The organism is Chryseobacterium sp. G0201, assembly GCF_003815655.1.
GTDB lineage: Bacteria > Bacteroidota > Bacteroidia > Flavobacteriales > Weeksellaceae > Chryseobacterium.
The window spans coordinates 809,964-833,154 of sequence record NZ_CP033917.1; the positions used below are offsets into that span (position 1 = coordinate 809,964).

Genomic DNA, 23,191 nt, shown 5'->3' on the forward strand with positions numbered 1-23,191 from the left:
TTAATGTTGAAATATTATACATATCTTTATGTATCAATAACCTTTAAACTTAAGTACACATGAAAACAAATTTTATTATTCTACTTGTTTGCTGCGTTAATCTATTGTCAGCACAAATTGGTGTTTTTCAAAATCCTGTTAATGAGGGAAGTTTATCTGATGATCAGAAGATCACAAAAGAGCTTGCTTCGAGTTATATTTCAACGAAATATTACAAACAGTCTGTCTTTAATTTAGATTCTGATCTCAAAATTAATTTACCCGACAATAAACCGATCATTGCAAAATTTGATAGAGTTTTAACTTATAGCAATAAAAGTGAATCTTATGTCTACAAAATTGAAAACGAACCACAATCGGATTTAGTATTTTCAAAATATGACAATATTGTAACCGGAATGTATGCTCCGAGTACGGGAGAAAAAGTGATGTTTCATCAAACAAATGGTGATATTTTCGCTTTATCAATGGTAAGTGATCAGAAAATTCTGGATCAGGATTCTAAAGATGATCAAATTTTAGACTCTACCCTTCCCGGATTTGGAAAAGTAAATTCTAATGTTTGTCTTTCTACAACTCCTGTTTGTGCAGCTTCACGCGTTGATGTGATGGTTGTGTATACCTCAGCAGCAAGAACTGCCTGGGGCGGAGTTTCCCAGAGTAACTCTTTTATAGCGACTGCTATTACTAATTTTAATACAGCTTTAACCAATTCGGGTGTTTCCAATGTGACAATTAATCTGGTCTATTCCGGAGAGATCGCTTATACTGAACCCGGAAATATCAGTACAGATCTTACCAGGTTAAGAACTAATAATGATGGGTATATGGACACTGTTCACACCTTAAGAACAACTTATGGAGCCGATCTGGTTGCCTTGGTTACCGGAACTCCTACGAATACCTGCGGATTGGGTTACGTAAATACTAATGCTACCAATTACAGCGGTGCTAACGGATTCTGTGTGAGTCTTTATAATTGTGCGGTTTCCAATTATTCTTTGGCGCATGAATTGGGACATAATATGGGATTACAGCACGATTGGTATGTGAATACAAGCACAACTCCTTGCAGTCATCATCATGGATATGTAAACAGAACGGCAATTAATTCGGGAACGTCAAGTACTTCTTCTCAGCGATGGAGAACGATTATGGCTTATAATGACGAATGTTCAGCAGCTGGATTTAACTGTACTAGAATCAACCGTTGGGCGAACCCAAGTGTTAATTATAATTCTGAACCTACAGGAATTGCTATTGGAAATACAAATCCATCCAATGAAGCTTATGGATTTTCACGTTTTGCGTGTGTGGTTTCTAATTTTATGCCGGCAATTTCAGCAGATATTTTATCCACATCAGAAACGCCTTCTAATACAAAAGAATTTACGTTATATCCAAATCCTGCAAAGGATGTAATTACCATTTCGTTACGTGATGATGAAAAGTATTCATTTAAAATCTTTAATAATGCAGGACAGCTTGTTCAGACAACAACAGAAAGAAATATTAATTTAAAAGGATTCAATTCCGGAGGATATTTTTTAAATATTTATGATGACAAAGGCTCATTGATAGGTAGTAAAAAATTTATCGTTAAATAGTTTTCACATAATTAAACAATCAAAATCCTCCGAATATTTTAATTTTATTCGGAGGATTTTCAATTTTAAGCCTTACCTTGTAGTATGAATTATCTGGCTCATTCTTTTCTCACTTTTTCGGACGGACAAATCGTCGGACAGTTTCTGGAAGATTTTATCCGAAACAAAGACCGTTTTTCTTTTCCTAAAGATATTCAGGACGGGATTACCCTGCACAGAGCTATTGATACGTTTACAGATGCTCATCCCGCACTACATGAGGCTAAAAAAGTTTTCAGTCCGTTGGTAAGATTGTATTCCGGAGCGTTTGTAGATGTCTCGATGGATTATTTTTTAGCAAATGATTTAACACTGAACTCGCTTCAAGGCTGGAAAGAACATTCTTTACGAGTATATCGTATTCTTAACCAAAACGAAAAATGGCTTCCCGAAAATTTTAAGAAAATGCTGGTAAAAATGGAACATGATGACTGGCTTTATAATTACCGTGAAGATTGGGGAATTAAATTCAGTATTCAGAATGTTCTCAACAAAGCAAAATATCTGGATAAAGACCTTCCTGTTTTTGAACTATTTCTTCAAAACAAAGAAATTCTTCAGGAATGTTATAATGCATTTTTTCCAGATTTATTGGTTCATGCACAAGCTGTCAATTCCCAATTAAAAATAGAAAATCCTTTTTAATGATAAATAAAAAACACTTACTTGCGTAAGTGTTTTTCAATATTTGGGAACATATATGTTGTTTGTGTTTGTAGAATTATTTGTGCCTGAAAAAAATTAATCCCCTATTCTGAATACCAATAACTGAGTAGACACTCCAACTAGGTCCATACCCGCTCCACTACAGTTACCGGATTGACCTCTACCTAATTGTATTTGCCATGTTTTTCCTGCAGGAAGTGTCGTAGCATAGGTTATAGTATTACCATGAACGGAAAGCGATCCTTGAAGATGAGAAGACGTATTATGAACTCTCTGTGTAGTAGCATTTAGAGGAAAATCTATAAAATATGAGCTTATAGTACATCCCGTACTATTATGTATAGCCTCATATACAAATGTCATTTGGTAAGTTCCGGCAGGAAAGGTGATAGTACTAGTTGTTGTATTATAGGTAAGTCCCGGTATTGAATTTTTTACAACAGACATAGGGACAACTTGAGAACCGCCGGATGGCTGCGCAGTTAAAAAATTATTCTGAGTCGTATCTAATCTGAAAATAGCAGGATTTGGGATCGATAAAGAACTCAAAGTCCCAATTGTTTTAACCACTCCGGTAGCATCTAGTACCATGAGGCGGTCCGTTGTCGTAACTCCTACAGTTGTACCTTGCAAACGCAACGGATCAGTTGCATTTACATGAAGCTTATTGGTGGGCGTTGTAAGCCCTATACCTACATTTCCGGTAGCTGTTACATTCATATCATTTGCTTGCTGAGCTACTGTGGGAGTACCCGTAGCAGGATTATCTTTTCCAGCATCGATATTGAAAACACCTTGCGGATTAGTTGTATTAATCCCTATTTGGGCGTAAAAAATACTGCTTGATGTTAGCAATATTATTAAGAGATAATTTTTAAATTTCATAATAAGTTTATTTTAAGTTTGTATTTTTTTCTACGTCAAGTGATTTTGGAAGACAATGTTTGATTTTTATACGAAATGTTAATATTATATAAAAAATGTCACTTTGTGTTAAAACAAATATAATATTTTTTATTTATAATTCAAATTTTATTAATAAATATTAATTATAATTTATAAATACCTTTAAATCAGATTATATCACTAATTATAGATTTAAAATTATCGTCAACATTTTCCTTTGTTATAAAAAACATCTGCCACTTTGAAAAGTTTATCATTTCCAAAGTGATATGGAAACTTTATCTTTTCAAAAAAATATCAATTAAAATTGCTGAAATAGATAGCGATTGGGATAAGAAAGTTTTTCGCTTTTTCGGTTTCCGCTTACAATAATATGAACTATGTTGATTTGGTCATCAAACAGATTGTACAGCAGGCTGACCGCTGCCTCTACCTTTTTAGGAGCAGGAAGAGTTTCAGATTCTAAGAAGACATTTACAGATTCACTGTCTTCTTCATAGCCAATGTAACTTACCTTTAAGAATTTATTATCTGCTTTTAACTTGAAATACTCCGCTGAATAATTTTTTAATGCTTCATTAATCTGAGCTTTATATTTTTCATCATTAAAATGAAAAGGTTTACCGTATTTTTTGCTTAATCCATTTTCCAGGTCATCAAGAAAAAAACGTCCGGTAATTTCAAATGTTCTTGATTTTGAATTATAATTAATTTCCACAGAACCTACATGATAGGGATGAAATTCTCCTGTAGCCTTCAAATCATTGAATTTAAGAGGAAACAAAAGAGAAAGTGCTATAAACAAAAAATTAAGCTTCAAAAACATTGACTTTACATTATTTTAAACAAATATAAAAAAAGAGCGACAGTTATCAACTGTCACTCTTTAATTGTAAAAAATTATTATGATATTATTCTTTAATGATCTTTTTAACCACTTTAGAATTGTTATCTAAAGTAATTGTGAATACGTATGTTCCGCTTACCAGATCAGATACATTTACTTTATTAGAAGTGGAAGTAATATCTGCATTTCTAACAAGCTTACCTGAAGCATCATGTACAGTAACAGTCGCTTTAGAAGCTTTACCCAGACTAACGTTTACAACGCTTTTGGCCGGGTTAGGATATACATTTACTCCTGAATTGTCTTTTGTGTCGTTAACACCTAAGGTAGTAGAATTTGTTTTCACAAAATAACCTCCAAATCCTGTTGTCTGGAAGCTTACTTCCCAATATTGATAGGTTTCATTCCAAACAATATCAGCAATATTTGGAGTAATTACAGTGGCTGCACTTCCAAAAGAAGCTACTGTACCTGTATTGCTCGCACTTGTTCCTGTATATTTTTCAACAATAAGATTGGCTTTATTGGCATTATCTGTACTTGAAGTTGGTAATTTAACCGCATTGGTAAGATTGTAAGCATCAAATTCTGCCTGTTTGAAGTATAATGTCACTTTTCCTGTAGTGGTTGTAGGATTATTTTCAGGATTAATTTCGAATCTTCTTGATACATAATTAGGCTGTGCATTATCAACCCAAACTTTAGAAGTCACATTTCCTGCAACTGTACTTGCCGTTTCTTTTTCGACTCTTGAAATTAACTGACAGTTGTTTACAAAATAATTGTATCCTACTGCTACCGGAGCCAATTTGGTTTGATTTGCTGTTGCTAAAACTTTAACTTCTGCTACATTTTCGTAGACAGTAGCTCTCATTTTAAGATCAAACGTTCTTGCCGTCCAGGTCGTTCCGTCTGTAGATGTTTTTGATCTGTTATTTACTACAGCAGATTCGTTTTTCATAGCAATTCTTCCACTCAAACCATTGATAACGATGTAGAAATCTTTACCTGTAACGGTTTGAATATTTAAATCTGATAAATTAACATAGTTCCAGGTAAATCTCTGAATGTCATTTACCCATGAAGAAACAGTTTTAGTCGCAATAATATCACCCGGATTTCCGTTTGTATCTACTTTTCTTACTTGGATATCAACCGCCATATCACTAGGAATTGCAGACGTTCCTGTAAGGAATGAGAAACCGCCCAATTTACCCGTTAATGTTGGTGTATAACGAACAGCTAGAGCTGTGTTATCAAAAAAGTTATTGTTTTCTGTATTGGCAATGATGTAAGGTTCGTCATATGTAACGGTTTCAAAATTTGATTCTACACAATTTAACTCATCTGTAACAGCTTTATAAATATCTAATTTACCAAAGCCCCATCTTGGATTTGGAATGTTTCCTGTTGCTCCGTCTTTTCTGGCATTAACAGTCAATCTGCTTTTTACTGCAGCCGCCGTTAAAGTAGGATTTGCCTGAAGTAATAAAGCTACAGCTCCTGCAACACCCGGTGAAGACATACTCGTTCCTTGATTTTTCACATAATAAGTGGTTCCGTTAATGATATCGGTAGCTCCTGGTGCAGAGTTGCTTGATCTTGCGGAGATCACATTTTGTCCGGATCCGGTTATTTCCGGTTTTTGAAAACCATCCACCCTAGGTCCTTGAGAACTAAATGATGAAATAGATTCCTGTGGAGTAAGAACATAATAACCTCCTGCAGCAGTGTACCAACTCGCTCTTCCCATGTAAGAAGCTACCGTAATGGCACTGGATGCATTTCCTGGTGAACCCACAATGTATTCATTATTACCATTTGTCAACGTAGTTGCTACTCCCTGACTGTACAGCCAGCCATGTGTTGTTATTTGTTGAGCACCGTTATTTGTGATTTCTAACGTATATGTTCCTTGTGCATTGGTTGTAGAACCTGTATTTCTGCTGACAACTAACTGTACATATCTTTTATTATTATCTGTCCCCCAATAATTATACATGGTAGCCGTTAATCCTCCTCCCAGAACACTGTGTGCTGTATTTGTAGTAATATTCTGAGTATATTGCTGCCCGTCTGGTGCCGTTAATTTAGCTGTTACAGGGCTATCATCGTTAGCATACATCAAAAATGAAAAAACTGAAGCTGCCGAAGTGTTACTCGCTACCGTAAATGTATAGGTTTGAGCTGCATTAGGTGCTATATCAACAGTTCTGTGAATATTTCCTCCATAATCATTACCTGCAGAGATGACTACTACTCTACCGGGACCTGAAGCAGTAAATGCATTGACTGCTACTTCATGACTTCCCGTACCATCATGAGCAGATCCTTGGCCTCCGATACTCATATTCACAACAATAGGCTTGTTTAGGGCTGTTGCTACATTTTTAAAATAAGTTAATGCATTAATGGTATTGGTCGTTGGGAAAGATCCATTCCCACCTTTTACAAAAATAATATCTGCTCCGGGAGCAAAACCTTTATGTCTCTTATCGGCAAATGCAGATCCGTTTCCTGCTGCTGTTCCGGACACGTGAGTTCCGTGGCCGTTGGTATCATTTTCACGGACAAAATTGGCTGGTGTACCATCCAATTCATCTTCAATCTGTGCTCTTGTATATTCTACTCCTGTAGCAAATCCGGTTGGCGAGGTTTCTGATCCCTGAGGTGTTAATGTCTGATCCCAAATTGAATAAATCCTACTTTTCGTCTGATCTGTAGCACTTCTAAAATCCGGGTGCTTCCAATCGATACCCGTATCATAAACTCCAACCAAAACTCCGGTTCCTACGTATGAAGTATTGTTAAAAGCTCCATCCTGTAAAAGACTGGCTCCGGATTGTGCACGGCTAACATCATTATGAAGAATATCAAAAGTTGGAGCCATCACAGAAGTTACATAAGGAAGCTGAGTCAGTTTTTCAATATCCTCTATTCCGACCAGTGCGGTAACGAAATTAGGAAGTTGGCTTTGAACTAAAAATCCATCAGCCTTTAATTTTTCAGGTGTTTTTGTATAAATGATACAAGAATACATTGTTTGTGCTCCTTTTGAAGTCACCACCAAATGTTTATCAAGCTGCATTTCAGGACGATCGAAATCTTTAATTTCAATTCCTTTTGATATTTTATCTTTGTTTTTCAACAAAATTTCAAATCTAGAGTCCAATTTTTGAACCTGCCCAAACATTCCATACGATGAAAGGCCTAGAAAAATAGCAGCTACATTTCTTAAAGTATTCCTTCCTGTAACAGGAATATGTACTTTTGTAAATAATAGTTTTTTTAAATCCATGTTGCGTAATTTTAAACAATACAATTATACAATTTTTATTTATTTTATAGCTAATTAACAGATATTATTAAAATTTAAACATCTAAAATATCAAATAATTATTTAATTTATTACAATTTATGCAGGACTTTATATTTTATTTAAAATTAGGCTGGGAACATATTATATCTCTTGATGCGCTTGATCATCAGTTGTTTGTTTTAGCATTAATCGCAATTTATTCTTATAATGATTGGAAGAAAATTCTAATCTTGGTAACTGCATTTACCATTGGCCATTCCATTACGTTGGCTTTAAGTATTTTAGATATTGTAAGAGTTTCTTCAAATTGGGTAGAGTTTTTGATTCCGGTGACGATTGTTGTAACTTCATTAGGTAATATTTTAATGAAAAATAAAAAGAACGGTTTAATGAAATTGAATTATTATTTAGCCTTAATTTTCGGCTTGATCCACGGCATGGGCTTTGCGAATACCGCAAGAGTAATGATCGCGAAAAGTCAAAGTATTTTTTTTCCGCTTTTAGGTTTCAATATTGGTTTGGAATTGGGGCAGATCGTGATTGTTTTTGCAATTTTAATTCTCCTTTTTATTTTACTTAAAATTTTCAAGGTGAATAAAAAAGACTGGATCTTATTTGTTTCGTCCGGTGTATTTGCATTATCCTTAAAAATGGCTTTAGAAAGAATTCCTTTTTAATTTAAATTCAGAAATCAAAAATATACTTATAGTTATTAATAGTAAAAAGATCATGGCATACACGGCCATTAAATATCCATTCGTAAAGTTAAAATAGATACGTCCGACCAGGCTTACCCCAAATCCCACAGAAATTTGCTGTATCGTCAAATAAACTCCTGTGGCAATTGACGTTATAGAAACCGGTAATTTCCGCATCGCATTGGTGAACATTGAGGGCAAAACAATTCCACAGCCAATACCATAAAAAAACAAAACAACAATCGTCGCCTGAAAATTGACAGTTGATGTACCAATCGTATAAATATGCCCGATAAGTCCTGCAACCATTATAACTAAACCGAAAATAATAAATTTCTCCTGATATTTATTTAAAAATCTCACAGATAAAAGTGATGCGATAACATATCCAACACCTTGACAGGCAAACAACAACCCAGTTTTCGTAGAACTCAAATGATGCTGTTCTTCAAGAAAATTGGCATTGACAAAAAAGTAAGAATCCTGAACTAAATAATAAGTAACCGCTGCTAAAAGCGCTATTTTAAAACTCGGATAGAAAAAAGGCTGCATATTGATAAGAACTTCTTTTCCTTGTTTAAATTTACTTTTTTGATGAAAAATAAAAATGATAAAACCAGTTACAGATAAAAGCATTAATAAAATATGACTTCCACTCCATCCTTCTTCCCCGCCGGCAACAATCTCGTACATCAGAATTATTAATAAAATTATTAAGATGATCTGAGGAAGTATCTGGATTGATTCTTTGGTCTTTATTTCAACTTCTTTCAAATATTTTTTAGCTAAAATAATCACTAGAAGCGCAAGCGGAATATTAATAAAGAAAACAAGTCGCCACGCATCAAAACTAAAATTAAGATCCGGAATGATGCCCCCAAACACCTGCCCAACCACCGAAGCTATACCTGCAATTGCGCCATAAATGCCAAGTGCTTTTACTCTTTCTTCTTCAACTTCAAAAACGCTGGATATTAAAGCTACCCCTTGCGGAACCATAAAAGCCGCCGAAATCCCCTGAAAAAGTCTGCTTACATTCAGTTCGATCGCAGAACTCGAGATACCGCATAACAATGAAAACAGCATAAAGCTAAACATTGAAGCTATAAAGGTCTTTTTATGACCAAATTTATTTCCAATTTTACTTCCGGTAATCAAAAAAGCACCATATCCGATAATATAAAACACAATAATAAACTGCGCCTCGGCAGAATTAGCCTGTAAAGAATTTCTTATTGACGGTATTGCAATATTTACTATAAAAAGATCTAAAACACATAAAAAAATTGACATTGAGATCACTATTAAACTCAACCATTTGTTAAACTCTCGAAAATTCCTCATATTTATTGATAAAATTTTAACTTTACCACTTCAAAAGTAACAACATCCATCCCTGCTGTCAAGTAGGTAAAAAAAACATACTCAGTATGAATTTTAGTACTAATTCTGATAATGAAACCATTAGCTGCACAGAAAATTTTCTGTTTTTAGCAAATAACTGCTACGCAGAACATGCTTTGAAGCTAATTAATGGAAAATGGAAGATCTCTCTGATCAAAATCATCGCCAATGACTGCCCGAAAAGATTCGGAGTTTTGAAACGAGAATTAGATAATCTTGCACAGGGAACTTTAAGTACAATTTTAAAAGAAATGGAAAATGACGGAATTATCCTGCGAATCGCCTATGCCGAAATACCACCCAGAGTGGAATACAAATTAACAGAAAAAGGCATTGCCTTATTACCGATCATAAAATCAATGGAAGACTGGTGGTTAGCCTTTCCTAAAAACAATTAATAAACATTAGCAGCTATGAAATTTAATATCCTTTTTATACTCTCTTTTTGTAGCGTGGGTATTGTTGCACAAAACATTCAAAATAACCCTGGAAGCAACCACGGAAACAGATTTGAGCAATTAGGTACAATTCTTCCTACTCCCAATATTTACAGAACAGCTTCCGGAGCTCCGGGACACGGATATTGGCAAAACAGAGCCGATTATAATATCACCGCTTATCTTGATGAAGATAAAAGGAATTTAAAAGGTTCCGAAACCATCACCTATTACAACAACTCTCCCGACGATCTGGATTACATCTGGCTACAATTAGATGAAAATCAACAATCTACTGTTAAAAAAGCAGATTTTCAGTTTTCATCTACAATTCCGCAATCTACAAACGATCAACAATTAAAAATGACAGATCTTCCTGTAAAAGATAATGGATACGGTGTAAACCTTGAAAAAGTGACCGATGCATCCGGAAATCCACTAAAATATACGGTGAATAAAACGATGATGCGTATTGATCTGCCTAAGGTTTTAAAGAAAGGAGAACAGCTTGTTTTTAAAGTAGATTGGAATTACAATATTCCAAACCGTATGAAAATGGGCGGTCGCGGCGGTTATGAAAACTTTCCGGAAGACGGAAATGATCTTTACACCATGACACAATGGTATCCGAGAATGTGCGTTTACAGCGATTTCCATGGATGGCAGAATCATCAGTTCACAGGAAGAGGCGAATTTGCTTTAGTTTTCGGAAATTTTAAAGTTTCCATGAACGTTCCCGCAGATCATATTGTAGGCGGAACCGGAGAATGTAAAAATTACGATCAGGTGTTGACATCGGATCAATTAGGAAGATACAGAAAAGCCGAAAGTGCAAACGAACCCATAGAAATCGTTACGTTGGATGAAGCTAAAAAAGCAGAAAAAAATCATTCAAAACAAAGAAAAACATGGAATTTTGAAGCAAATGATGTAAGAGATTTCGCCTGGACCTCATCGAGAAAATTCGTTTGGGACGGAATGCGCGTAACAATCCCAGAAAACAATAATAAAGTAATGGCCATGAGTTTCTATCCAAAAGAAGCTTATGCTTTATATAGAAAATATTCAACGAAGGCGGTTGCGCACACCATCAAAACATACTCAGAATTTACAATTCCTTATCCATATCCTGTTGCACAATCTGTGGAAGCTGCCAACGGAATGGAATATCCAATGATCTGTTTCAACTTCGGAAGAACAGAAAAAGACGGAACCTATTCTGAAGGAACAAAAAACGGAATGATCGGCGTTGTGATTCATGAAGTTGGACATAACTTCTTCCCGATGATCATTAATTCTGACGAAAGACAATGGAGCTGGATGGATGAAGGTTTAAATACTTTTACAGAATATTTAACGGAAGAAAAATGGGATAATAAATTCCCTTCAAAACGCGGTCCGGCTTGGACAATCGTTGATTATATGAAACTTCCGAAAGATCAGCTGGAGCCTATCATGAGTAATTCTGAAAATATTATTCAGTTTGGTCCGAATGCTTATTCTAAACCTGCTACAGGATTGAATATTCTTCGTGAAACTATTATGGGCAGAGAACTTTTCGACAAAGCGTATAAAACGTATGCTAAAAGATGGGCTTTCAAACATCCTGAGCCTGCAGATTTTTTCAGAACGATGGAAGATGCGAGCGGTGAAGACTTAGACTGGTTCTGGAGAGGCTGGTTTTACGGAACCGATCCTGTAGACATCGCCATAGATAAAGTGACCATCGCAACCCCGGATTTAGATGCCATACCAATGGCAAAAGAAGAAACTTATACTGTTGACAAGCCTTTACAAAACGAGTTTGAAGATATTTCAAAAATCAGAAACAGAGAAGATAAAAACATCACTTTTGATGTAGAAAAAGATAAAAGTCTTCAGGATTTCTACTATCGTTACGACAGAGGTCAGGAAAAAGTAGACAACAGCAAAACGTATACTGTAAAGAAAGATGAAAATGCAGCTTTAGATTCTAAAGACAAGGATAAATTTAAAAACATCACAGCGTATCAAATCGATTTCGTCAACAAAGGCGGATTGGTAATGCCTGTTATTCTTGAATTTACTTTCGAGGACGGCACAAAACTGTACGACAAATCTTCAGCTCAAATCTGGAGACAGAATGAAAAGAAAGTTTCGAAAACATTTTATTTTGATAAAAAATTAAAATCAATTCAGCTTGATCCGATGAGAGAAACGGCGGATATTGACACTTCAAATAATGTATGGAATAATGACGGAAATTCTGCGACAAGCTCGAAATTCCAATTATTTAAACAAAAACAAGACGGCCCGGTAAGAGGCGGCTCAAACGGAAAAGTAAATCCGATGCAGGCTGCAGGAAAGAAAAGCTAAAAAAATAATTTTTAAAAAGTATTCAGAATCTGGATACTTTTTTTTTAGATTTGCCACTTATAAAAAACTTTTAACCCCCATGAAAAAACTTAGTTTATTGTTGATATTTATCTTTTCAGCACAGAGCTTTTTTGCTCAGTCTTTACAATTCTACACCGGAAAAAGAGATTTCATCCCCATTGAAATTCTAATGGAAGACGGCAGTACAAAAAAGGGATTCGCTCAGGATTTTATGCTTCCGGATGTTGCTACTTTCAGCTTTATGGGAAAAGGCGCAAAGTATGCTAATTTAGACAGAAAGGAAGTAAAATTTAAATCATCAAAAAGCGATACTCAAGTACAATTGATTTCAGTCTCAGATATAAAAAGCCTTATTTATACAAATGAAGACACGCAGGAAACATCTCAACTCGACAAACGTCTTGTAAAAGAAATAAATAATGACCTGGAAATGGAATCAGAAGGAAAAGTATTGATGCTTCCGCTGATGCAAAAAGGGAAAATAAATCTGTATGGCTATAGAAGTATGATGTGCAGAGCCGATTTTGGAGATAACATTTCATCAGGATTTAATGGAAACGAAGACAACTGCCAACTTACATATGTGATGATCTATTTAAGTAAACCAGACGAAACTTTTGCCGTTGCGCCGGTAGATTACAGTTCATTAAGTCCTTTCGCTTTATTCAATATGAAAACTTTGTATAAAAAGTTTTATAAAGCATACGACATTGTAGGCGCCGATTGTCCTGAATTTCTGAAAAAAGTGGATGAAGCAAGACAAAGCGATTATTTCTCCAACAAAACTTTCAAAGAAAACAAAAGAGAATCAGAAGCCGAAAGAAAAGCTTTAATTAAAGGAAAAAAAGGTGCAGAAGCATCCAGAATCAATATGAAGTTCAGAACAGAATTATTCATAAAAATGTACCGAAAACTGCTTGATGATTATGAGCAAACATGCCATTAATTATCATTTAAAATTCACTTATAATAAGTGAATTTTTTTTATGAAAAACCTTAAATAATTTTTTTAATTCAAATACGTTTTCAAGAAATTCTTATACGTTCTGCCTAACGGAAGTTTATCACCGTCTTTAAGATAAACATTACCTGTATCATAAGAACTGATATGAGATGACAAAACGATGTATGATTTATGAATTCTGATAAATCCCAAGTCTTGAAATTTCTCTTCAAAATTAGACATTCGTTCCAAAATCATGTATTTTTTGAGAGCTGTAATAAGGACGATATATTCTCCAAACCCCTGAATCCATTTAATATCTTCCAGGAAAACTTTATTCATGATATAATTGGATTTAAACATAATAAAATCCTCCTGCTTTTTATTCTCTGCTGAATTTTTAAACTGTAAAAAATCTTTTGCTTTATTGACTGCTTTTTTAAACGTTTCAAAATCTACAGGCTTCACAAGATAATGCACAACATCCAACTCAAAGGCTTTTACAGCATATTGGGTTTCCAGCGTAAGGAATATGCAGAGAGGTTTGTAGGGTAACTGCTGCAAGAGTTCAATCCCATTCATATAGGGCATATTGATATCCAGAATCACAAGATCTACTTTATTTTTCAGAAGATATTCTAATGCTTCTTCCGGGTTTTGAAATCCTTTTATAAGGTCTATCCCTTCTATTTGATCACAGTACTGCTCAATAAGCTGCAACGCAGGATATTCATCATCTACACTTACTATTGTCAAATTGGTCATGATAATTTAATTTTTAAAACGGTCTGATATTCTTCATTCTCTCCTTCTGCAGAAATAAAAGTAAATATACCTGAATAATTTTTTTCTAAGATACTCATTACTGCTTCATTCCCCAATCCGCCATTATCTTCGTTATTCACAAGGATTTTCTTTTTAGCAATGCTATTTATAATTTCAAAAAATATCTCCTGATTTTCTATTTTGTATTGGACTTTTATAAAACTGTCAGATTCTATTCCGATAGCCGAATGCTTAAGTGCATTTTCAAATAAAGTAAGAAAAATTGAGGGCGGAATTTCAATTAATTCCAATGTTTCTTCGTCCTGAATATCAAAAGAAATATCCAGCAGGTTGTTGTATTTTAACTGATATAGTCCGGCAAGCGATTGAATGGACGAAAACTCCTGAGCAATATTTATCTTTTCCTTACTGGTATCATATATTACATATTGAAGCAGCTTGCTGAGTTGCAAGATAGATTCTGAGGTATTTTCTGAAGCATGAAAACTTTTTGAATAAATGTTATTCAGTGTATTCAGCAGAAAGTGAGGATTCAATTTAGATTTTAGCAAATCCAGATGTAACTGGTCTTTTTCTTCTCCTAATTCCTGAAAATCCTGTTCTATTAAAAATTTATCTTTCGTTATTCCTAAAAATGAGGCAACGAGAATCACAATTCCCTGTTCTGTATACACATTGTATAGAAATTTGGTATTGGAAAGTGTTTCATTAAAATTCATTTTAAAAACTGCCGGCTCCAATAAAATTCTGAAAAGACTAGATACCAAAAAACAGATCAAAGCATACAAAATAAACTGCGGATATTTATTGGATAAATAAAATTGCGGAACAAGATAATAGTACACCAAATAATACAATCCAATATTGAAAAGAATTACAAATAATACACACCAAATTAATTCCGGAGCATCAAGAAAGTAGTTTTCGGTGAAAAAAGTGATCAAAATGAAAACGAAAAAGAAGAAAACATGCTGAAACTTCAATAAAAAGCCCCAACGGTATTTCATCAGCATTTTTAGAATCTTATTATTAAATAAAACTCTAAAAACCAACAATATAACCACAATATTTACTAATAAAAACATCTGAAAAATAGAATTTTCGGTCTTCCAAATATAACATCTTTTTAACCTTATCATGCAGTTTACTGATAAAATCGGTCATTGATTGAAAAATTAATCGGCGATTTCTCCTTCTGGATATATTTGAGAATACAGATATTAATTAAACATTACATGAAGATTAAATTAAAATTAATTATCATTTTACTGATAAGTTTCTGCACCTCAGCCGCCGCGCAAAGCCGTGACAATTACAACATGTGGTTTCAGTATTTGATGTCTGCAAGATTAACAGACAAAAGTACATTAACAGCACTTTCCCAATACCGCTCTTTTGATCTGGCTTATGATACAAGGCTTTTCCTGGTTTCAGCATATGTGGATTATGAAGTTGCCAATGATGTAAAACCCGCTGCAGGATTTATGTTCCTTGTTTTGGATTCTTATAAATCTGATAACAGTAAAAAGGAAAGATATGAAAAACGACCTTTTCAACAAGTCAGCTTAGGTGGTAATATAGGGAGAACCTCTATATCTCACCGTTTCCGTGTAGAAGAACGTTTCATCAGTAATCCGGACGAATTCATTGTAAGGCTTCGTTACCTGATTTCCCTGAGAATTCCATTTAACAAAGCCGGAGAAAAAGAAAAATTCTACGGAATTCTGAAAAATGAGATCAGAATGAATGTGGTGAAAGAAGATCCGTTCGACAGCAACCGTTTAACCGCAGGAATCGGAATAAAAACCGGAAAAAACTCAGCGATAGAAGTTGCGTTTATCAACCAACTCGAAACCGGATCTACCAGTAATTACGGATATATCGGATTTAGAAACAGCTTCGACTGGCGCAAAAAAGAAAAAAACAGATAACCCAAAATACATTTAGTTATGCTTACATTCCTTGGATTTTTAATGATCATCATCTTTATGGTGCTCATTATGAACAAAAAAATGACCCCGCTTACAGCTTTGGTTATCGTCCCTGTAGTCATCGCTCTTTTTGCAGGCTTCGGTCCTGAACTCGGAGATATGATGAAAAATGGAGTTAAAGAAATAGCTCTTACCGGAGTGATGTTAATTTTTGCTATTCTTTACTTCAGTTTAATGATTGACACAGGATTATTTGAGCCTTTAGTCAATATTATTCTGAAAACTGTGGGTGACAACCCCATCAAAACAACCATTGGAACAGCTGTTCTTACCGCGTTGGTATCATTGGATGGTGATGGTTCTTCTACTTATTTAATTGTGGTTGCCGCAATGCTTCCTCTTTATAAAAAACAAGGTATGAATCCGTTGGTTCTTACCTGTATCATTATGCTTGCAGGGCAGATTATGAATATTCTTCCATGGGGAGGTCCTACGGCAAGGGTAATGAGCTCTCTGAAGCTTGGGCATACAGAAATATTTGTTCCCATGATCCCTATTATGGCTATAGGTATCGCTTGGGTGATATTTGTTGCTTATATTTTAGGCAGGAGAGAGAAAATAAGAATTGCCAAACATGGAAAATATACCAACTATAACACGAATGATATTATCGGCGAAGTAGATCTTAAGCTTCGACGTCCAAAACTAATACTTATCAATCTTGCTCTTACGATTACCCTTTTGGTAGTCATGATTCTTGATCTTGTTCCTTTAGGTATTGCTTTTATGATTGCTTTCTGTATTGCTTCAATTATTAATTATCCAAAATTAAAAGATCAGCAAAAAATTATTTCCAAACATGCAGGTAATGCTTTATCAGTCGCAGGAATGATCTTCGGAGCAGGAATTTTCACAGGAATTCTAAATGGCTCAGGCATTATGCAGGCGATGGGAAACAGTATGATAGAAATAGTACCCAAAAGCTGGGGCGGTTACATGAATATCGTTACAGCTGTTTTCAGTATTCCGTTTACTTTTTTCTTATCTAATGATGCTTATTATTTTGGAATATTACCCATCATTGTAGCTACCGGACATCAGTTGGGGATTTCTCCCGAGATATTGGGAAGAGCAAGTCTTATTGGCCAGGGTTCACATCTTTTGAGCCCGTTAGTTCCTTCCACTTATTTACTGGTTTCTCTTGCAGGCGTAGAATTTTCAGATCATTTAAAATATACTTTAAAATGGGCTCTCGGATCTTCTGTTGTAATGTTATTGGCTGCGCTGATTCTTGGGATTATTTAATGTTAATTAAAAACACCTTTATTCAGGTAAGAATATAATTATATTTTTGTAGAGACAAATAGTTTTTGAAATGAACCTTTTCCATACAAAAAAGACATTTACAGGCAAATACTTAAGGAATCTTACCCTTTATGTATTTGCCGCCATTATCGGTGGAGTGCTTATGGGATATTACTTTCCTGCGATAAGCATTAAACTTGGCGTGGTAAGTCAGTATTTTTTTATGGTGTTAGAAACACTCATTCTGCCGATTATTTTCATGGCTATTATTTATGGAATCTGTCATTTAGCGGAAATTAAAAATGCAGACAGACTTATCTGGCAAACCGGACTCTATTTTATTTTGACAACTTCTTTAGCCATTATATTAGGGTTTATTTTTGGTTTCGCCGTACAACCGGGAGCCAATACTGGCATTGATAGCAGTAAAATAAATACCTTTCTTCCCAAAACGTTTGCAATTAATGATAATTCTATCACTTCTGTTCTTTATCTTAACCGACATGCCATTTTTCTTATTGTATCGATCATTATCGGTGTCTCCATAAACCTGTCTAAAGGAAGAGAACGTTTTATAAAAATATTGGATTATGGATTGGGAGTTTTCTACACCGTCATTAAATATCTATATATCATACTTCCGTTTATTATTTTCTGTAATATCGCTTTTGGGATTGCAATGTATGGCATCAATACCCTTTTACCACTCAGCAAAGTAGTGGCCACCGTATATCTTGCGGATATTGTTTTTATTTTCGGAGTGTTGGGGTTTGTTTCATATCTATTTAAATTTAATCTTTGGAAATTTCTTCTCAATATCAAGGAAGAAATTATTTTGGTCATTACAACCTCTTCTTCAAAAACAGCCTTTCCCATCATTTTTGAAAAAATGGAAAGCGAAGGATATAGTAGAAAAATTTTAAGATTTATTATTCCGTTGGGATATAATTTTAATCTAGCCGGGGCTTGCATTTATCTTTCTGTAGCCTGTTGTTTCCTTATACAGTTTTATAATATTTCTTTAAGTATTAATGATTACATTTGGCTTTTCATCATTATTTCCATTACCTCAAAAACGGCTTCGGGAGTTCCCGGATCAGGATTTCTGGCACTTATTTTCACACTAAACAGATTCGGAAAAATCCCTTTGACTGATATCGCCCTGCTCTACAGCGTAGACCGCTTTATGAATGAAGCCAGATCTGTTACCAATTTTATTGGCATTGCGGTTTCCGGTGCGGTAATCTCGAAGCTCAATCAACATCAAAAAAACTAAGAGAAAATCTATAAATTTCCTGAAGCATGTCAGCTTAAAATAGAAATCAAACTTACTATTCTACAAATTTCAAGTCCCCATAATGGTCAACATAATCAAAGTTGATTCACCTGAACTACGCCTCACACTATATTGATATTTTGCCATCAGACGATTCTTACAATTTTCAAAAAAAGGACCGAAATTTTTCTGCCAAAATTTCACATCTTCCCACAAAAGTCTGCCAAAACTCTCCATTCCGTCGCTTGGCACGTATTTAGAGAATTACAACACAGAAATAATTAAAAATTAAACATATTATGTCAGTAAACTTTAAACCATTAGCAGACAGAGTTTTGATCGAACCGATCGCTGCAGAAACTAAAACAGCTTCAGGTATTATTATTCCAGACACAGCTAAAGAAAAACCACAAGAAGGTACAGTAGTAGCAGTAGGTCCTGGTAAAGTAGACGAGCCTACAACTGTAAAAGTAGGTGACAAAGTTCTTTATGGAAAATATTCAGGTTCTGAATTAAAATTAGACGGAAAAGATTACTTAATCGTAAAAGAAGGAGATCTTTTAGGAGTAATTGGGTAAGATGCTTCTTGCTATTGGCTTTTGGCTAATGGCGTGACTGCATATAAATTAGCATGAGAGATTTTAAAAAATTTGAAGTTTGGCAAATAAGCCATCAATTGACTTTAAAAATTTATACATCAACCAAAAGCTTTCCTAAAGAAGAAATTTTTGGATTGACCTCTCAAATCAGAAGATCATTTGCTTCAATTGGATATAATATTTCAGAAGGAAGCGGTCGAAATTCAGATAAAGAATTTGCTAATTTTATCAACATTGCATTAGGATCGTCAAATGAAGCCGAAAACCAATTAATTCTTGCTAAAGATTTAGGTTACATTAATGAAATGGAATATCAAAAACTTTTAGAAGAATTAACAATACTAAAAAAGAAGCTTGTTGCCTTATGGAATAAGCTAAAACTAAATTAAAAAATTAAAAATAAACTTGCGAATTGCTAAAGCCAAAAGCTAAAAGCAAATCGCCAAAAGCTAAAATAAAATGGCAAAAGAAATAAAATTCGATATTGAATCAAGAGACGCTTTAAAAAGAGGGGTTGATGCATTGGCTAATGCAGTAAAAGTAACGTTAGGTCCAAAAGGAAGAAACGTTGTTATTGAAAAATCTTTCGGTGCACCTCACGTAACTAAAGACGGTGTGTCTGTTGCAAAAGAGATCGAACTTGAAGACAGAGTAGAAAATATGGGAGCGCAAATGGTAAAAGAAGTTGCTTCCAAAACTAATGATATCGCAGGAGATGGTACGACTACCGCTACTGTTTTAGCACAGGCTATCGTAAGAGAAGGTCTTAAGAATGTAGCTGCAGGTGCAAACCCAATGGACTTGAAAAGAGGGATAGACAAAGCAGTAACTGCTGTTGTGGCTAACCTTAAAGAGCAGTCTAAGCAAGTTGGTGATTCTACAGAAATGGTGAAGCAAGTAGCTTCTGTTTCTGCTAACAATGACGAAACAATCGGATCTTTGATCGCTGAAGCTTTCGGAAAAGTTGGTAAAGAAGGTGTTATCACTGTAGAAGAAGCTAAAGGTATCGATACAACCGTTGACGTTGTAGAAGGTATGCAGTTCGACAGAGGTTACCAGTCACCATATTTCGTGACAAACCCTGAAAAAATGTTAGTTGAACTAGAAAACCCTTACATTCTTTTAGTTGAGAAAAAAATCTCTTCAATGAAAGAATTACTTCCTGTTCTTGAACCAATCGCACAAAGCGGAAAATCTCTATTAATTATTTCTGAAGAAGTTGAAGGTGAAGCTTTAGCTACTTTAGTCGTAAACAAATTAAGAGGTTCTCTTAAAATTGCTGCGGTAAAAGCTCCAGGATTCGGAGACAGAAGAAAAGCAATGTTGGAAGATATCGCTATCTTAACTGGTGGACAGGTTATTTCTGAAGAGCAAGGTTTCACAATGGAAAACGTATCTCTAGATATGTTGGGAACTGCTGAAAAAGTATCTATCGATAAAGACAATACAACGGTTGTAAACGGTGGTGGTGACGAAAGCAAGATCAAAGGTAGAGTAAGCCAGATCAAAGCTCAAATGGAAACTACTACTTCTGACTACGACAGAGAAAAACTACAGGAGAGATTGGCTAAATTAGCTGGTGGTGTTGCCGTACTTTATGTAGGTGCAGCTTCTGAAGTTGAAATGAAAGAGAAAAAAGACAGAGTTGACGATGCATTGAACGCTACGAGAGCAGCTGTTGAAGAAGGTATCGTTGCAGGTGGTGGTGTTGCTTTTGTAAGAGCAATCTCTGCTTTAGCTGATCTTACAGGGATCAATTCTGATGAAACTACAGGGATCAAAATCGTAAAAAGAGCGATCGAAGAGCCATTAAGACAAATCGTTGCTAACGCAGGAGGTGAAGGTTCTGTAATCGTTGCTAAAGTTGCTGAAGGCAGCGGAGACTTCGGATACAATGCTAAAACTGACGAGTATGTAAACATGCTTGAAGCAGGTATCATCGACCCAACTAAAGTAACAAGAGTTGCCCTTGAAAATGCAGCTTCTGTTGCAGGAATGCTATTAACAACTGAATGTGTAATCACTGAAGTGAAAAGCGCAGAACCTGCTATGCCAATGGGAGGTGGAATGCCAGGAATGATGTAACAGCATGCCGCTGAGACGATATAAATTTAAAACCGTTCAGTTTTTTTCTGGGCGGTTTTTTTGAAATTAGATTGTAAAGCAAAAAATATTTTTGATGATGTAATTTAATATCTTTGAAATAAATAAAGCAAAAAAACCTTCGTCAATCTACCTAATTTTGGGTGGATATGCGCTATGATATAGCGGGTATAAGTAAGTTATGTGTACTATAAACCAAAAATCGAAATGAAAATAAAGAAAATATTATTCAGCATATTAACCGCTCTTGTTTTAATAATATCAATATTTCTATATATGAATAGGGATAAATTTGCCTATGTAGGTTCGGTGGATATTATTGAAGTCGATTGTAGCAAAAAACGACAAATCCTCAGCGAAGTTTTAGAAAGTGACCAAAGGATTAGAAAATCAAATGAACTCATCAAATACGCTAAAGAAGATCACAGGAATCAAGAATTAGTGATTAGCATTATTGAAAAGTGTGGTATGCCAACATTAAAGGAGGTGGGTCCAAGACAAATGGATGCAATCTGGTTGGGTCTGCAACATAGTACTAAAGAAATCAGAAAAAAGTATTTTCCACAAATAGAGAAAGCGGTAGAAAATGGAGACTTATCTAAACAGCAATATGCATTGATGAAAGATAAGATGTTAATGGACGAAGGAAAACCCCAAATATATGGTTCACAAATAGAAAATGGTAAATTGTATAAATTAGAAAATCCTGAAACTTTGAACGAAAGAAGAAAAGAAATGGGACTGGAGCCAATAGAGGATTATTTAAAGTATTTTAACATTCAGTTCAATCCGAATTAAAATACTACACCCGCTCCGCAAAATCTCCCGACTTTGAGGAACAAAAATAAATAACTAATTTTCACCATTAAAAATCAAAGAAACCCACGCTGGTATGATCGTCACGCTCGTTTCTACAAACATAAAACCGCTTACATTCAAGCGGTTTTCTCTTTTCAGTATAATATGTAAATTAAAAAACCACCCTTTCAGGTTCAAATTCCATCCTTTTTGCTCGGAATTTCACATTATTTGCTTGGTTGCAGAATCTTTTAAGCTGGAAAACCACCCTTTTAGGTTTAATTTCAAGCCTTTTTGTATGGAATTCTAGCCTAACGGGTTCATCGTTGAATCATTTTGGCTTGTCAATAAGATTACCATACAGAAATATATATTTAAGAGCGGTTTTTCCATTCCAGAACAAATTCAACATCCTATATTTACCGCTCCGCAAAGTTCCCCGACTTTACGATATCAAAAAATAATATTCATAAGCACAAGTTGAAATTTAATATATAAACCGTTCCAATTTCCAGAACGGTTTTCTTTATTTTTACATCTCAAAAAAGTAATAGAAACATGAAGAAAATAGAAACAAAAATCGATGAAGCATTCAGAAACACCTTTCTACTTCCGAGAGAAAAAGTAGTCACAGATTTTTTGGTTGATGTTTTAAATTCAAAATACAAATTTAGAGAAGATGATCTAAAAATTGAAGTGATCAGCTTATATTATTATGCTTCAAGTCCTTTAAGTTTTTTATTTGCTTTACCGAATTATGAATATTATTCTCCGGATAAAACGATTCAGATTGCAGAACTGCATTTGAAGGAACATTCATTCGAAGATTACTCATATATCGATGTTCAGGAATTATGCAAAAAAGTTTTGAATGAAAATAATATTGATTATTCGGCCTATCTCGATGAAGATAATCAATTGGATTACGCCCATTATTGGGAAAATCAGTTCGGTTTGGAAAGTGATTTCTTAATGAACTGCTGGAAAAAGGCAAAAGAAAAAACTCAGTCTAAAATAATCGGATTTCTAGAATCTTCAGACGCAGGCGGTGGATTGTTTGATCTCGATAACGGCTATGAAGTTCCTTTTGATGTTGACGTTGATGAATATTTGCAATCTCAAGGTTTCACTATTAAAAAAGAAATTTAAAA

The 23,191-nt window shown here is 34.7% G+C and carries 20 protein-coding genes; 14 read left to right on the forward strand and 6 right to left on the reverse strand.

All coding sequences use genetic code 11. The annotated features are described in order from the left end of the window. The first annotated feature begins 59 nt into the window (after positions 1 to 59). Positions 60 to 1,607, forward strand: coding sequence for a zinc-dependent metalloprotease (locus EG348_RS03560; protein WP_123980741.1), 1,548 nt, complete (start codon positions 60 to 62; stop codon positions 1,605 to 1,607). An 84-nt stretch (positions 1,608 to 1,691) separates the two neighbouring features. Then, positions 1,692 to 2,291 (forward strand): ACP phosphodiesterase, encoded by a 600-nt coding sequence (locus EG348_RS03565; protein WP_123980743.1) that lies wholly within the window; start codon positions 1,692 to 1,694, stop codon positions 2,289 to 2,291. Between the two features lie 96 nt (positions 2,292 to 2,387). Here EG348_RS03565 and EG348_RS03570 read toward each other — a convergent pair whose 3' ends face one another. From EG348_RS03570 to EG348_RS03580, 3 genes are all read right to left on the reverse strand, one after another. Beyond that, positions 2,388 to 3,197, reverse strand: coding sequence for a hypothetical protein (locus EG348_RS03570; protein ID WP_123980745.1), 810 nt, complete (start codon positions 3,195 to 3,197; stop codon positions 2,388 to 2,390). A 322-nt stretch (positions 3,198 to 3,519) separates the two neighbouring features. After that, positions 3,520 to 4,044: a DUF6702 family protein gene (locus EG348_RS03575; RefSeq protein WP_317126998.1), complete on the reverse strand. Its 525-nt coding sequence runs from the start codon at positions 4,042 to 4,044 to the stop codon at positions 3,520 to 3,522. A gap of 85 nt (positions 4,045 to 4,129) precedes the next feature. Then, a complete protein-coding gene (locus tag EG348_RS03580) occupies positions 4,130 to 7,363 on the reverse strand; it encodes a S8/S53 family peptidase (RefSeq protein ID WP_123980747.1) in 3,234 nt (1,077 codons plus the stop codon). Positions 7,364 to 7,482: 119 nt separating this feature from the next. Between EG348_RS03580 and EG348_RS03585 the strand changes: the two genes are divergently transcribed. Further along, entirely contained in the window at positions 7,483 to 8,061 is a 579-nt protein-coding gene (locus EG348_RS03585; RefSeq protein ID WP_123980749.1) for a HupE/UreJ family protein, read from the forward strand. Here EG348_RS03585 and EG348_RS03590 read toward each other — a convergent pair. Then, a complete protein-coding gene (locus tag EG348_RS03590) occupies positions 8,041 to 9,375 on the reverse strand; it encodes an MFS transporter (protein WP_262696702.1) in 1,335 nt (444 codons plus the stop codon). The genes EG348_RS03585 and EG348_RS03590 overlap by 21 nt on opposite strands. Positions 9,376 to 9,512: 137 nt before the next feature. Between EG348_RS03590 and EG348_RS03595 the strand changes: the two genes are divergently transcribed. The 3 genes from EG348_RS03595 to EG348_RS03605 all read left to right on the forward strand — a co-directional run bounded on the left by EG348_RS03595 (position 9,513) and on the right by EG348_RS03605 (position 13,245). Next, positions 9,513 to 9,884: a winged helix-turn-helix transcriptional regulator gene (locus tag EG348_RS03595; RefSeq protein ID WP_072410747.1), complete on the forward strand. Its 372-nt coding sequence runs from the start codon at positions 9,513 to 9,515 to the stop codon at positions 9,882 to 9,884. A gap of 15 nt (positions 9,885 to 9,899) precedes the next feature. Further along, the gene (locus EG348_RS03600) at positions 9,900 to 12,278 is read left to right on the forward strand and encodes a M1 family metallopeptidase (RefSeq protein ID WP_123980753.1); all 2,379 of its coding nucleotides are present in this window, start codon (positions 9,900 to 9,902) and stop codon (positions 12,276 to 12,278) included. Positions 12,279 to 12,357: 79 nt separating this feature from the next. After that, positions 12,358 to 13,245, forward strand: a complete 888-nt coding sequence (locus EG348_RS03605) for a hypothetical protein (RefSeq protein WP_123980755.1) — start codon at positions 12,358 to 12,360, stop codon at positions 13,243 to 13,245. Positions 13,246 to 13,308: 63 nt separating this feature from the next. Here EG348_RS03605 and EG348_RS03610 read toward each other — a convergent pair whose 3' ends face one another. Both EG348_RS03610 and EG348_RS03615 read right to left on the reverse strand, forming a co-directional pair. Beyond that, the gene (locus EG348_RS03610; protein WP_123980757.1) at positions 13,309 to 14,007 is read right to left on the reverse strand and encodes a LytR/AlgR family response regulator transcription factor; all 699 of its coding nucleotides are present in this window, start codon (positions 14,005 to 14,007) and stop codon (positions 13,309 to 13,311) included. Further along, positions 14,004 to 15,113: a sensor histidine kinase gene (locus EG348_RS03615; protein ID WP_228414830.1), complete on the reverse strand. Its 1,110-nt coding sequence runs from the start codon at positions 15,111 to 15,113 to the stop codon at positions 14,004 to 14,006. Before EG348_RS03615 ends, EG348_RS03610 begins: the two co-directional genes overlap by 4 nt. 150 nt (positions 15,114 to 15,263) lie before the next feature. On the opposite strand from EG348_RS03615, the gene EG348_RS03620 reads away from it, so the two are divergent. The 8 genes from EG348_RS03620 (at position 15,264) to EG348_RS03655 (ending at position 23,189) form a co-directional block, all read left to right on the forward strand. Continuing rightward, positions 15,264 to 15,959: a DUF2490 domain-containing protein gene (locus EG348_RS03620; protein WP_072410751.1), complete on the forward strand. Its 696-nt coding sequence runs from the start codon at positions 15,264 to 15,266 to the stop codon at positions 15,957 to 15,959. Positions 15,960 to 15,977: 18 nt separating this feature from the next. Further along, on the forward strand, positions 15,978 to 17,264 hold the full coding sequence (locus EG348_RS03625; protein ID WP_072410752.1) for a CitMHS family transporter: 1,287 nt from the start codon (positions 15,978 to 15,980) through the stop codon (positions 17,262 to 17,264). Between the two features lie 70 nt (positions 17,265 to 17,334). Then, complete coding sequence (locus EG348_RS03630) at positions 17,335 to 18,540, forward strand: cation:dicarboxylate symporter family transporter (RefSeq protein ID WP_123980759.1); 1,206 nt, start codon at positions 17,335 to 17,337, stop codon at positions 18,538 to 18,540. Between the two features lie 299 nt (positions 18,541 to 18,839). After that, positions 18,840 to 19,118: a co-chaperone GroES gene (gene groES, locus EG348_RS03635; RefSeq protein WP_123980761.1), complete on the forward strand. Its 279-nt coding sequence runs from the start codon at positions 18,840 to 18,842 to the stop codon at positions 19,116 to 19,118. A gap of 53 nt (positions 19,119 to 19,171) precedes the next feature. Then, a complete protein-coding gene (locus EG348_RS03640) occupies positions 19,172 to 19,528 on the forward strand; it encodes a four helix bundle protein (protein ID WP_123980763.1) in 357 nt (118 codons plus the stop codon). Between the two features lie 70 nt (positions 19,529 to 19,598). Then, entirely contained in the window at positions 19,599 to 21,224 is a 1,626-nt protein-coding gene (gene groL / locus EG348_RS03645; protein WP_072410754.1) for a chaperonin GroEL, read from the forward strand. Positions 21,225 to 21,449: 225 nt separating this feature from the next. Further along, positions 21,450 to 22,040: a DUF6624 domain-containing protein gene (locus EG348_RS03650; RefSeq protein ID WP_123980765.1), complete on the forward strand. Its 591-nt coding sequence runs from the start codon at positions 21,450 to 21,452 to the stop codon at positions 22,038 to 22,040. 558 nt (positions 22,041 to 22,598) lie between these two features. Next, positions 22,599 to 23,189 carry a hypothetical protein gene (locus EG348_RS03655; RefSeq protein WP_123980767.1) on the forward strand — a complete coding sequence of 197 codons (591 nt, stop codon included), beginning with the start codon at positions 22,599 to 22,601 and terminating at the stop codon, positions 23,187 to 23,189. Positions 23,190 to 23,191: the final 2 nt, after the last annotated feature.